Genomic DNA, 12,542 nt, shown 5'->3' with positions numbered 1-12,542 from the left:
TCATTTTCAAACCAAGACTATGTCGTCGGCATGAGCCACTATCACATTTTGAGCCTTCTTTTTAAGTGCTAAAGAAGCCTCTCTGCACCTAGCGATGGCTATTACCTCCCCTTGATTATCTGTCAATTCTACTACTTCACCACTTCCAAAAGTGCCTAAAACCTCAGTTATACCAACAGCCAATAAACTTTTTCGGTTCTTTATGGCTTTCACAGCACCTTGGTCTAGTTTCACGCTAGCAGTGGTAAGACCACCGCTCATCAGCCACTTATTTCTAGCAGAAAGATTGATAGCCTCCGGCTCAAAAGTAGTTCCTTCTTTCTGTTCGAAGGATTTCAAGATACCGCCTTGCCCTTCTTTTATGCCAAAAATAGTCACCTTAATACCCATTTTGTTTGCCAATTTGGCAAAAGTCAGTTTGGAAGACATTCCTCCGGTACCTAGGGAAGATTTACTGGTATCTACCAGCTCCATGATACTTTCGTCGATTTTTGACACCTTCCTAACTATGGATTTATTACCGTCTAGTAAACCTCCAGACTCAGTCGCTATCATTAAATGTGAAGCTCCAAAACCTGCGGCTATTAACGTGGCAAGCTCGTCATTATCAGAAAATTTCAGCTCTCTATCAGAAACCACATCGTTTTCGTTAGCAATAGGGATAATATCATTCTCCCATAACTCTTGATAGGTCTCTTTAAGTTCTAAAAACAACTCTCTGTTGGCAAAATGCCGCCTTTCACATAGACTTTGGGCTACTTGAATGCCATGTTTATCAAAAGCTTCATTGTACTTTATTATCAATCTTGGATTCCCAATGGCAGCAGCAGCCTTTCTTTTTGATAAACTGCCATCATATTTATGGATAAATTTCTTCCCAGCCCCTACTGCACCAGAAGATACCAAAACTATATGATTCGTCTTTTGAAGTTGACTAACCTCAGAGGCTATTTGAGCAATGATATTAGTATCTGGCTCGCCATTTTTATTACTAATGGCCGAGGTTCCAAACTTTATAACGAGAATCGGTTTTGTCATTGCTTAATCCATGGCCTTAGGTAAATTAAGAAGAGCGGCCGAGTATTTGGTTTCAAAAGTATGCAATTGCCATAAAACCTTATCCATTCTTTTTATAAAATCAATGCGAAAATCTTCATGAAGAGCATTGATATATTTTATTACAGCTATTCCCTTTCTGACTAAATACACCCTTAAACTTTCCGCTTTCCTGTGCGATTTTGCTATTTGGTTTTGGTGATTTGACAGGGCTTTTTCTAATAAAGTCAAAGCTAAATCGGCCTCGCCATACTTGTCTTTAGTAACCCTACGGTGCCAAGTAATTTTGGCACTCACCATTCTTATATCTTTTAATAAAATGCCGGTATACGAATAAGGTGTTTCAAACATTTGACTCATTAAATCAGATAGTTCCTCTCTTCGCCAGCCTAAATCACTTTCATCTTCTAGCAGTGTAAACTGCATTTGCTCTCTCAAAAGTTGATTCTTGGCAATAAGACGCAGTAAATGCCTGTCTTTCTCTTTTTGAGTCAGCGTAAGTATTGCATTTTCTAATTCTTTGGAGATGTTTTTAGGCATAGATAAATTTAGTTTTTAGCAACTCTGAACCCTAGGTCATCAATTTTAAACTTTAAAGGGTGGCTTCGTCTTCTTGTGGTAGCCATTACACTTCTTTCTTCATCACACCATCCCCCACCTCGGAAAACCCTATAAGAACCGTACACTGTTTCATCATATATATCGGAGCACCACTCCCAAACATTGCCTAGCATGTCATACAAACCAAAGGCATTCGGAGCCTTCTCTCCTATACTATGAGTTCTACCACCTGAATTATTTTTATACCAAGCTATTTTATCCAAATCACCATATCTAATAGAATCACTACCTGCTTTACAAGCATATTCCCATTCGGCTTCAGTGGGTAATCTATATCCATCCGCTGATGAATCAAACTTAATTTCTTCGTTCCCTGATTCTACTAAATAACAAGACTTTAAGTTTTCTTTGGCAGACAAAGCGTTACAAAAAAGAATAGCCTCTTTCCATGTAATATTTTCTAAGGGTAATTCTTCACCTTTAAAACTGCTAGGCTCCTTTCCCATCATTTCAAAATACTCTTTCTGATTTACAAGGAATTTTGACAGCATAAAAGATTCAAGCTTGACTGTCCATTTTTGTTTTATCCTATCATCCCTAAGCTCAATACTTCCTTCTGGTATTCGAACCATGTGGTTCGATATGACATTAGTCTGCATTTCGATATAATTTCTTTTGTCTCTAATCAGTAAACCATAAACACCCTCCAAATGGTAGAAATAAGAAGCAATACCAATAAGAAAGGGGTCAATATCTTCCAGCAGAGGTACATCAATTGGTCTATTCTTAAACGTGGAAGCGTCCATCTAATCCACATCATCACAAAAATGGCCGCATAGGCTTTTGAAAATAACCAAAATGCTCCCCAGGCATAAGATGCAATGCTTCCCGGCTCGCCAGTAGTCCATAAAGCCAACTTAAAACTTCCAATATTTGGCAAAGCTGAATTCCAACTTCCTAAAAATAAGACTGCACCAAGAATGGAAACAAGCAACATGATACCGTATTCCGCCAAAAAAATGGCCGCAAATCTAAAACCGCTATATTCTGTATGATATCCTGCTATCAGTTCAGACTCCGCCTCTGGCAAATCAAAAGGAGCTCTGTTGGTTTCTGCCAAGGTGGTAATAAAGAATATCACATAAACTATCAGCAAGAAAGGATTTCTAAAAATGTTCCATGTCAAAAAACCACCTACCTCACTTACATCAATACCCAGTTTCTTAATACCAAAAAGATAATTTGACTCAGATGAAAACAAACCTTGTTGATAAGAGATTTCTTGTAAATCCAAAGTCTGCGTAACTACTATTACACAAAGTACGCTTAAGCCCAAAGGAACTTCATAAGAAACTATTTGAGCTACAGAACGCATAGCTCCTAATAACGAATACTTATTATTAGAGGCCCAACCTGCCATCAAAATTCCAACAATATCTAAACTTACAATGGCTAGAATAAAGAAAACGCCAGTTTGAGCAGCTGAACCTTGCAAAGTAGAGGTGACTGGCAAAACTGCAAATCCTGCGAAAATTGCCATGAAAATAAGCTTTGGTGCAAGTTTAAAGAGGTGCTTATCTGCCGCCGCAGGAATAATATCCTCTTTCTGAAGTAATTTTACCAAATCAGCAAACAACTGCAAAAGCCCCCACTTCCCTACTTCCATAGGCCCTAGCCTATCCTGAATAAAAGCAGACACTTTCCGTTCCAGATAAACACTGATAATTACGTTGGCACCTATTAGTGCAATGAATATTAATAATGGGATGAACATCTTTAATAATAATGAATATTAAATACCGAATATCGAATACTAAATTAAGTAGTACTTCGCTTTTTCGCAGTTGTTATACTCTTGTTAAAAATTGCTATTAACTCATTTGATTCGTTAATAGCACTAAGGTCGCTTAATAAGTTTCTTCTTTCAAGAATAGTTAAATTAATCTTACTTTCTCGCAACTCCTTAAGCACTATTTTCATTTTATGAATAAAGTCACGAATTGACTCTGCCGCCTGAGCTTCACCATAATTTAGAGCAGGAGAAGTCCCTGAGCTCAATAGTTGACCTCCAAGATGAACCGCGGTTTTAGTATTTGGCAAACTCTCAACCACTTCTATTATTTGAACCGCATAATTTATCAGTCGCTCCTCAAGGTCATACGTTCGATTACCACTCAATTAATTCAACATTTAATATTCATAATTACTCATTCGACGTTCCAAATAAAAACTAAAACTCAACATTGCCCGGCGTTCTTGGAAAAGGAATCACGTCTCTAATATTACCCATTCCAGTTACAAACTGCACTAACCTTTCAAAACCTAGACCGAAACCTGAGTGCGGTGCTGTTCCGAATTTACGTGTATCAAGGTACCACCATAGATTTTCTTCGTCAATATCCATTTCAGCCATTCTTGTCTTAAGCTTTGTCAAACTTTCCTCTCTTTGAGAACCACCTATCATCTCACCTATTCCAGGAAAAAGCACATCCATAGCAGCCACCGTTTTACCGTCATCATTTTGTTTCATATAAAATGCTTTGATGTCTTTAGGATAGTCCGTCAGAATAACAGGCTTTTTGAAATGCTTCTCTACCAAATAACGCTCATGCTCAGATTGTAAATCAATCCCCCACGCTACCGGAAATTTGAATTTCTTCTTTTTATGAGGTTTTGAATTGAGCAAAATATCAATGGCTTCGGTATAAGTGATTCTTGCAAAATCGTTTTCCAAAACAAAATCTAACTTCTCTAAAAGCGTATGTTCGCTTCTTTCTAGTTGGGGTTTTGTCTTATTTTCGTTTTGAAAACGTGTATCTAAAAAGGCTAAATCTTCTTTACAATTTTTAATAGCTGCGTTTATCACATATTTGATAAATTCTTCCGCTAAGTTCATATTATCTTTCAAATCATAAAAAGCCACTTCTGGCTCTATCATCCAAAATTCAGCAAGATGCCTTGTTGTGTTTGAATTCTCTGCTCTGAAGGTAGGACCAAAAGTGTAAATTTTTGACAAAGCCATAGCCCCCAACTCACCTTCCAGTTGACCAGAAACAGTTAATGACGTTTCCCTTCCAAAGAAGTCTTCTTTAAAGTTAACTACTCCCTCCTCTGTCACTGGAGCTTGATTGGGCTCAAAAGTAGATACCCTGAACATTTCCCCTGCACCTTCAGCATCCGATGCGGTAATAATAGGTGTATGAAGATTAAAGAAGCCCCTTTCATGGTAAAATTGATGCACGGCATAGGAGAGAGCATGTCTTACTCTAAATACAGCAGAAAAAGTACTTGTTCTGAACCTTAAATGAGCTTTCTCTCTCAAAAACTCTAAACTATGCTTTTTAGGTTGAATCGGAAATGACTCGTCGGCCTCGCCATAGATCACAAGCTCTTCTGCCAACACCTCAACATTTTGACCAGAACCAGCAGACGCCACTAATTTCCCTTTAACAGCTACACAAGCCCCACACCTTACTTCCTTCATCAGTTCTTCTGGAATTTTCTCCCCGTCCATAACTGCCTGAATACTATTAATGGTAGACCCATCATTAATACTCACAAAAGAAAGAGCAGACTGCCCTCTTTTAGTTCTTACCCATCCTTTAACTTCTATATTTTGCTCTTCTGGAGTAAGAGCTAGTATTTCCTTGATTTGCATCTCTTCTAATTGTTGATTTTATCGGTGAGTCAAAATTAAGTATTAATCCTTTTCAAACTATAATTAGAGAATTTAAAGGTATTACAGATATTTCATCTAAAATCATAAAAGCATCATTAACTTGCGGGCAATCGGCTTACTGAACTTATAGACATGTCTAAAATGAAAAAATGGCTTTTGGCCCCTTCCTTATTATTATTAGGTAACACTATTCTTATGGCACAGCATGATTTTGAAATTCAAGGACACCGTGGTGCTCGAGGCTTGATGCCAGAAAACACCATTCCTGCGTTTTATAGAGCTATTGACGAAGGTGTCCATACTTTAGAGTTAGATGTTGTTATATCTAAGGATAAAAAAGTGGTGGTTTCCCATGAAAACTTCTTTAACCCAGCTATCTCCACGGACCCAAACGGTAAGCCAATAACTCAGAAAAACAGAGGTAATTTATACGAATTGACATATAAAGAAATTAAACTTTATGATGTAGGTCTTAGAGGGCATCCTGAATATCCGGAACAAGAAAAAATAGCGGTGCACAAGCCCCTACTTAAAGACGTATTAAAAGCTACAGAAAAGTATGCCAAGAAAAAAGGTATTTCTCCATTGAAGTATAATATTGAGCTTAAAAGTTTAGTGGAAGACTATAGAGTTTCTCAACCCGAAGCACCAGAGTTTTCAGACTTGGTTTATGACGTAATCTTCGAAAAGCTAGATGCCAATAGAGTTACAATCCAAAGCTTCGACTTTAATATTTTAAAGTATTGGTATGCTAGAATTAATGCTGGTGAATATGAAAAAGTAGCCTTGTCTGCTTTAATAGAACCTTATGATGACAATGACATAGATCTTAACCTAAATTTAATCGGCTTTCGTCCAGATATATGGAGTCCTTACTTCCATCATTTAAATAAATCTAAAGTAAAAAAACTGCACCAGCTTGGTATAAAGACTATCCCATGGACAGTAAATGAGCTTAAAGACATGAAAGCAGTAAAAGAGATGGGCTGCGATGGTCTCATCACAGATTATCCAAACAGAGCAAAAAGTTTGTAATGACTTTAAATTCTATTTTCTTTGAACAAAAAATAATCATTTGAGCGTTTTAAATGACATTCTAGGTTTCTTTATCAAAAGACGCATTGAGCGTATAAATGAATTTAGAATCAACCCTCATGATACTCAAATTCAACAATTCAAAGGTTTAATTCATAAAGCCAGAAAAACCGAATTTGGGAAACTTCACGGCTATACTGAAATAAGCAAGGTATCTGATTTTCAAAACAGAGTTCCGATAGTTTCTTATGAAACGTTCTATCCTTACATAGAGCGAGTGTTAAAAGGAGAGCAAAATATAATTTGGCCTAGTACCATCAATTTTTTTTCAAAGTCCTCTGGTACCACCAACGCCAAAAGTAAATACATTCCAGTTTCAGATGAGTCTTTAGAAAGCTGCCATTATAAGGGAGGAAAAGACCTCATTACATTATATTTATCAGAAAACCCCGAAGCTAAATTATTTGAAGGGAAAGGCCTTTCAATAGGTGGTTCATTACAAGATAACCCTTTCAATAGCAAAACTGAAGTAGGCGATATTTCCGCTATTATTATGCAAAACCTACCCCAGTGGGCGGAGTATTTGCGTACGCCTCCTATTGAAGTAGCTCTTTTAGACAATTGGGAAGAGAAACTTTCTAAGATGATAGAGATTTGTCAAACCGAAAATCTCACCAGCATTTTAGGTGTACCTACCTGGACTGTGGTATTCTTGGAACGAATTATGGAAGAAACTGGTCACGAAAATTTGCTTGAACTTTGGCCAAACTTTGAGCTTTTCGTTCATGGTGCTGTCAACTTCCAACCTTACCGTGAGTTATTTAAAACTAAGTTTTTCCCATCCAGCGATGTCCGTTATTTAGAAACATATAATGCCTCTGAAGGTTATTTCGCAGTTCAAGATGACCTTTCAAAAGAAGGTGAAATGCTGCTTATGTTAGATTATGGTGTATTTTATGAGTTCGTCCCGATGGAGAACATAGAAGAAGAGCACCCAAAAACTTTGACCATTGATGAGGTAGAACTAGATAAAAACTATGCAATTTTAATTTCTACCAACGCTGGACTTTGGCGATACAAAATTGGCGATACAGTCAAATTTACGAGCAAAACACCTTATAGAATAAAAATATCAGGACGTACAAAACACTTTATAAATGCCTTTGGTGAAGAATTAATTATTGAAAATGCAGAGAAAGGAATAACGGCAGCTTGCGAAGCCACAGGTTTGTCTGTTAAAGATTTTACAGCTGGTCCTGTTTATATGCAAGGAAGACAAAAGGGCTCGCACGAATGGATTATTGAATGTAATTCTAAACCAAAAGACCCTTCCATATTTATAGAGAAACTTGACAATACACTCCGGAAAGTAAACTCAGATTATGATGCCAAAAGGCGTGGTGATTTGGCTCTGTGTTTGCCTAAAGTACATTTTGTGGATGAAGGTACTTTTTACAGTTGGATGGAAAAGAGAGGTAAACTTGGTGGCCAAAACAAGGTACCTAGATTGAGCAATAACCGGGAGTTTCTAGAAGATATTCTTTCCTTTATAAATTAATCTTCTTCTACATCACCTAATAAAAAGCCCCAAGGTTTCAGTTTCTCTACCGAATCAAATATAACTTTGACAATAGCTGTGAGTGGCAAGGCCAAGACCAAGCCACCTATTCCCCATAGATTTCCAAAAAGAATTAAAGCGACTATAGCCGCAAAGCTATTTATACTAACTTTAGAGCCCACTATATAAGGTGTAATAAAGTTACCTTCTAAAAACTGGATTACACCAAAACTTAGAGCAACACCCACCGCATACCATGCCGAATCTTTAGTAATAAGAGCCAAAACTATAGGCAAAACAGAACCAATAGCCACCCCGATATAGGGAACTAGGACTAATACAGCCGCAAAAAAGCCAAAGAAAAATGCATTATCTATCCCTAATAATAAAAGCGACAAAGTGTTTAAAGCTCCAATGATTAATATCACTAAAAGCAAACCAGACATGTAGTTTTGGGCTACATCCTTAATCTTGTTCGTCACCGTATTCACTCCTTCTTGACTTACCTTTTTAAAAAGTTTAAAAAGAAACTCCTGAAAAAAGTCGCGATAAAGAAGCATCAAAAACACATAGAGTGGAATGAGAGCTAAATTTGCCAGAAAACCAGTGGTGTTAGAAAGTGTTCCAGAAATAAGCGAGCTGCTGCTTTTTAATAACTCGGTCAAATACTCCCTTCCTTTAGTGAGCTGTTCTGCTTGCTGCATGTTCAGTTTTTCAGCCAATAGGGTTTGTCCTATTTTTAGCCACTCTTCTCCTTTTTCCAGCATTTGCGGCCAAACTTCGTCCAAAGACCTAATTTGCCCTACCATTAGCGTAATTACTAAAATGACTAAGCCAAAAACTATTAAAATGGTCAATGTAATAGCCAGTACTCTTGGAAACTTTTTCCTTTCCAAAAATGCACAAACAGGCAAAAGAAGTATAGCTAGAATACCAGCAAAAGCCAGCGGAACCAGTACATCTTTTAATACCCAAAGAATAAAAACCAAAATAACTCCAATGAGTAGATTGGCTGCAAGTACTACGGAGGGTGAAGTCTTTGTGTTTGACATATTTTAATAGCTCTTTTGTCAAAAATAGAGGTTTTTACTTCCAAAATACTTTTTCAGAAGTAATTTTATCTTCCAATAAAAAGCTCTTTCTCCTATGCTCAAATCTCAATTGGCTCTTTTATACTTCGCTTTTAAAATAGCGACATGCTCCTGTATGCCAGAAAAAGAAAAAGGGCTTGAAAACTATAGAGGTAAAAGTAAAATCACCAAAATTGGAAAACTTGACCAGCAGGTAGACGAAAGCTCTGGCTTAGCGAAAGCAGAGAACAATGCTTATTGGACCCATAATGATAGCGGTGGAAGCAATAAACTCTTTAAAATAAACAACAGAGGACACATCGTAGACAGCTTGGAGGTTTTAAAAGCCCGAAACATAGATTGGGAAGAACTCGCAAAAGACGACAAAGGCAATATTTACATTGGAGATTTTGGCAATAACGGAAACAGCCGTACCGATTTAGTTATTTACAAGGTAAACAATACAAAAACAGAAGAAATAAGGTTTAAATACGAAGACCAAAATGCGTTTCCTGCTTTAAAAAAGAACTTTGACTGTGAGGCTTTCTTTTGGTTTAATGGGAAACTTCACCTTTTTTCTAAAAGCAGAGAAGAGAATAACCGTGTTACCAAACATTATATTTTATCCGACACTGCAGGAAGTTATTCTATAAGCCCTAAAAATGAATTTCCAATAGAACAACAGGTCACAGCAGCAGATATTAGCCCAGACAAACAATCGTTCATCTTATTAACCTATGGTAAACTAATTTTCTTTGGAATTGAAAATGAAACCATTGACTTCAATAATCCCTTAGCTTGCATTAAAACCAAAAGAAAACAGACAGAAGCTGTGATTTTTGAAACAAATGAATCAATTTTATTTACAAACGAACAAAGAGAGCTTTTTCGAATAAAACTTGACCACAAAGTGGTTCTTAACAATTAGTTAATATTCAACTTCTATCTTTGCATCCAATTAACATAGACCAAAGAAATTAATGGCAGGCAAAATACTTTTAGTAGATGATGACGAAGACATCATCGAACTTTTAACCTATAATTTAAAAAAAGAAGGTTATAAGGTAAAGTCCGCAAATAATGGTCTAAAGGGGATTGAAAAGGCAGCATCTTTTATGCCAGATGTAATCCTCATGGACATAATGATGCCCGTTTTAGATGGTATTGAGGCTGGAAGGCAAATAAAAGAAGACCCTAATTTAAAAGACATTCATATCATCTACTTAACCGCAAGGGCGGAAGAGTTCTCGGAAATTGCAGCTTTTGAGGCTGGTGCCGATGATTACATCACAAAACCTATTAAACCCAGACCCCTTATTAGTAGAATTAAAGCTCATTTTAGAAAAGGCTTTGACAAAAATAACGAGGAAGACATTCTTGATATAGGTGGCCTTGTCATAAATCGATTAAACTACTCCGTAAAAAAAGAAGACGGAGAGGAAATAGTACTGCCAAAAAAAGAATTCCAATTACTTTTTCAATTGGCTAAAAAACCTGACAACGTACATTCTAGAACTGAGCTTCTTCACAAAATCTGGGGAGCTGATGTTTATGTGGTGGAGCGTACAGTGGATGTTCACATCAGAAAAGTGAGAGAAAAGCTTGGCGACAACGTAATCAAAACCCTTAAGGGGCTTGGTTACATGTTTAATTCTAAATAAACCTAAATTATCCTTAGAGATTTAGGTGGCTTTTTTGAAAAGGCCATATAAAATGATCAATTTTGTTTTTCTCTTAAACTAAAATGAAATTATCTCCAAGGTGGATTGCGTTTTTATTAGCAGGGATAGTATCTTCTATCACCATGCTATTTCTGAGTTTTATACCAGAGTGTACCACTAATATTCTTTTTGTTGCGGGTGCAGGTTCTTTCCTCACTGCTTTTTTTACTGCTTACGTCATGCTAGACATTCTCTTACTTAAAGAGGTTAAGCAAATTTATGATACACTTCAAAAGCTTAAAATTGGCGACTTAGACATTAACAAGAAATCAGTCTTTAGAAGCTTCAACCCCTTTAACAAGCTGAATAACGAAATCTCAGATTATGTAAACGCAAAGCAAACTGAGATTGACGAATTAAAAAGAATGGAAGCTTTCAGAAGAGAATTTTTGGCCGATGTTTCTCATGAACTTAAAACCCCAATATTTGCAGCACAAGGCTTTGTTCATACACTTTTAGACGGAGCAAAAGACGACCCATCCGTAGCAAAAAGGTTCCTAAAAAAAGCAGCAAAAAGCTTAGATGGTTTAGATGCATTAGTTAGAGACCTCGTGGTGCTTACGCAGGTAGAAACTGGCGACATTAAAATGAACTTTGAGATTGTTGACATAGTCAGTATAACAGAAGACATTTTCGAACAACTTGAAAACAAGGCAGATAAAAGAGGAATTCACCTTAAAATAAAGCCTAAAGGAATAAAAGAGTGTGCTGTAGTGGCAGATGCCCAAAGAATTTATCAAGTGTTGACTAATTTTATAGACAATGGTATAAAATACGGCAAAGAGAACGGAAGAGTGAGCGTTGAATTTCAAGAGTTTGATGAACATTATCTTATTGTGGTGGAAGACGATGGCCCAGGAATTTCGGCAGACCACCTGGCAAGAATATTTGAGCGTTTTTATAGGGTAGACAAAAGCAGAAGTAGAGAAACTGGTGGAACTGGATTAGGCTTGGCTATTGTTAAACATATATTAAATGCTCATAAATCTACTATTAATGTGACCTCAACCGCCGAAACTGGTACTAGGTTCTCATTTACTTTATCTAAAGGAATATAAATGTTAGAACTTTCTAAGTATAAAAAAGCTCCTAAAAACATAAACTTTGAAGAACTCATAGTTTTTCAAAATGACGACTATTTATTGATAAACAAACCTCCGTTTGTTTCATCTTTACCAGAAAGAACTGGCGATAAGAGCTTAAGTATTTTAAAATTAGCCAAAGAACACTTTGATGATATTCAACTTTGTCATAGACTTGATAAAGAGACTTCTGGCATTTTGTTGTTGGCTAAAAAACCTGAGGCTTATAGAAATGCCTCTATGCAATTTGAGCATAGAGAAATAAAAAAGGAATACCATGCCTTAGTAAACGGTGTACATGATTTAGACAGTATTTCAGTTTTTCTTCCTATTGCAATTTTAAAAGATAAAACGGGGGTCAAGATTGATAGAAAAAGAGGTAAAGTAGCCGAAACAGTATTTTTTACAGAAAAAAAATACAATCAACACACCCTATTGAGGTGTTACCCTATTACCGGAAGAATGCACCAAATACGTGTTCATTTATTATGCCTAGATGCTCCCATAGTATGTGACCCTACCTATAATGGGGAATACATTTTCCTTTCTAACATAAAAAGAAAATTCAATCTTAAAGAAAGTGACGAGGAACTTCCTTTAATAAAAAGAGTAGCTCTTCATGCTAAAAAAATAGCCTTCAAGGGTTTAAACGGAGAGCTGATTGAAGCAGAAGCTCCCTACCCTAAAGATTTCGAGGTCTTAATTAAGCAACTCGACAAATTCAGTAGTTAAACTATACGTACATTTTCTACATAGTTTAGAAAGATTTTTTATAGATTG

Annotated in this window: 13 protein-coding genes; 6 read left to right on the top strand and 7 right to left on the bottom strand. The window is 36.5% G+C overall.

The features are described 5' to 3' along the window. Positions 1-6: 6 nt before the first annotated feature. The 6 genes from proB to asnS are packed head-to-tail and all read right to left on the bottom strand — an operon-like array spanning position 7 to position 5,275. Complete coding sequence (proB, locus tag AADJ06_RS15005; protein ID WP_341227294.1) at positions 7-1,038, bottom strand: glutamate 5-kinase; 1,032 nt, start codon at positions 1,036-1,038, stop codon at positions 7-9. Between the two features lie 3 nt (positions 1,039-1,041). After that, positions 1,042-1,596 (bottom strand): hypothetical protein, encoded by a 555-nt coding sequence (locus AADJ06_RS15000; protein WP_341227293.1) that lies wholly within the window; start codon positions 1,594-1,596, stop codon positions 1,042-1,044. Positions 1,597-1,604: 8 nt separating this feature from the next. Then, positions 1,605-2,249: an SUMF1/EgtB/PvdO family nonheme iron enzyme gene (locus tag AADJ06_RS14995; protein WP_341227292.1), complete on the bottom strand. Its 645-nt coding sequence runs from the start codon at positions 2,247-2,249 to the stop codon at positions 1,605-1,607. Between the two features lie 53 nt (positions 2,250-2,302). Next, a complete protein-coding gene (locus AADJ06_RS14990; RefSeq protein ID WP_341227291.1) occupies positions 2,303-3,391 on the bottom strand; it encodes a complex I subunit 1 family protein in 1,089 nt (362 codons plus the stop codon). 44 nt (positions 3,392-3,435) lie between these two features. After that, the gene (locus AADJ06_RS14985; RefSeq protein ID WP_341227290.1) at positions 3,436-3,795 is read right to left on the bottom strand and encodes a four helix bundle protein; all 360 of its coding nucleotides are present in this window, start codon (positions 3,793-3,795) and stop codon (positions 3,436-3,438) included. 52 nt (positions 3,796-3,847) lie between these two features. Further along, positions 3,848-5,275: an asparagine--tRNA ligase gene (gene asnS, locus AADJ06_RS14980; RefSeq protein WP_341227289.1), complete on the bottom strand. Its 1,428-nt coding sequence runs from the start codon at positions 5,273-5,275 to the stop codon at positions 3,848-3,850. A 162-nt stretch (positions 5,276-5,437) separates the two neighbouring features. Between asnS and AADJ06_RS14975 the strand changes: the two genes are divergently transcribed. Together AADJ06_RS14975 and AADJ06_RS14970 are read left to right on the top strand one after the other, a co-directional pair. Then, the gene (locus tag AADJ06_RS14975) at positions 5,438-6,331 is read left to right on the top strand and encodes a glycerophosphodiester phosphodiesterase family protein (protein ID WP_341227288.1); all 894 of its coding nucleotides are present in this window, start codon (positions 5,438-5,440) and stop codon (positions 6,329-6,331) included. Positions 6,332-6,371: 40 nt separating this feature from the next. Further along, entirely contained in the window at positions 6,372-7,889 is a 1,518-nt protein-coding gene (locus AADJ06_RS14970) for a GH3 auxin-responsive promoter family protein (RefSeq protein WP_341227287.1), read from the top strand. On the opposite strand, the gene AADJ06_RS14965 is transcribed toward AADJ06_RS14970, so the two are convergent. Then, on the bottom strand, positions 7,886-8,941 hold the full coding sequence (locus AADJ06_RS14965) for an AI-2E family transporter (RefSeq protein ID WP_341227286.1): 1,056 nt from the start codon (positions 8,939-8,941) through the stop codon (positions 7,886-7,888). The genes AADJ06_RS14970 and AADJ06_RS14965 overlap by 4 nt on opposite strands. Positions 8,942-9,035: 94 nt before the next feature. Between AADJ06_RS14965 and AADJ06_RS14960 the strand changes: the two genes are divergently transcribed. The 4 genes from AADJ06_RS14960 (at position 9,036) to AADJ06_RS14945 (ending at position 12,494) form a co-directional block, all read left to right on the top strand. Continuing rightward, positions 9,036-9,887, top strand: a complete 852-nt coding sequence (locus AADJ06_RS14960; RefSeq protein ID WP_341227285.1) for a hypothetical protein — start codon at positions 9,036-9,038, stop codon at positions 9,885-9,887. A 52-nt stretch (positions 9,888-9,939) separates the two neighbouring features. Next, positions 9,940-10,620 carry a response regulator transcription factor gene (locus tag AADJ06_RS14955; RefSeq protein ID WP_341227284.1) on the top strand — a complete coding sequence of 227 codons (681 nt, stop codon included), beginning with the start codon at positions 9,940-9,942 and terminating at the stop codon, positions 10,618-10,620. Between the two features lie 83 nt (positions 10,621-10,703). Continuing rightward, entirely contained in the window at positions 10,704-11,738 is a 1,035-nt protein-coding gene (locus AADJ06_RS14950) for an ATP-binding protein (RefSeq protein WP_341227283.1), read from the top strand. Further along, positions 11,739-12,494: an RluA family pseudouridine synthase gene (locus AADJ06_RS14945; RefSeq protein ID WP_341227282.1), complete on the top strand. Its 756-nt coding sequence runs from the start codon at positions 11,739-11,741 to the stop codon at positions 12,492-12,494. The last annotated feature ends 48 nt before the right edge of the window (positions 12,495-12,542 follow it).

The sequence above is a fragment of the uncultured Arcticibacterium sp. genome (assembly GCF_964021845.1).
GTDB lineage: Bacteria > Bacteroidota > Bacteroidia > Cytophagales > Spirosomataceae > Arcticibacterium.
The sequence above is the reverse complement of the archived record's forward strand: the minus strand, read 5'-3'. Positions and strand labels throughout refer to the sequence as shown.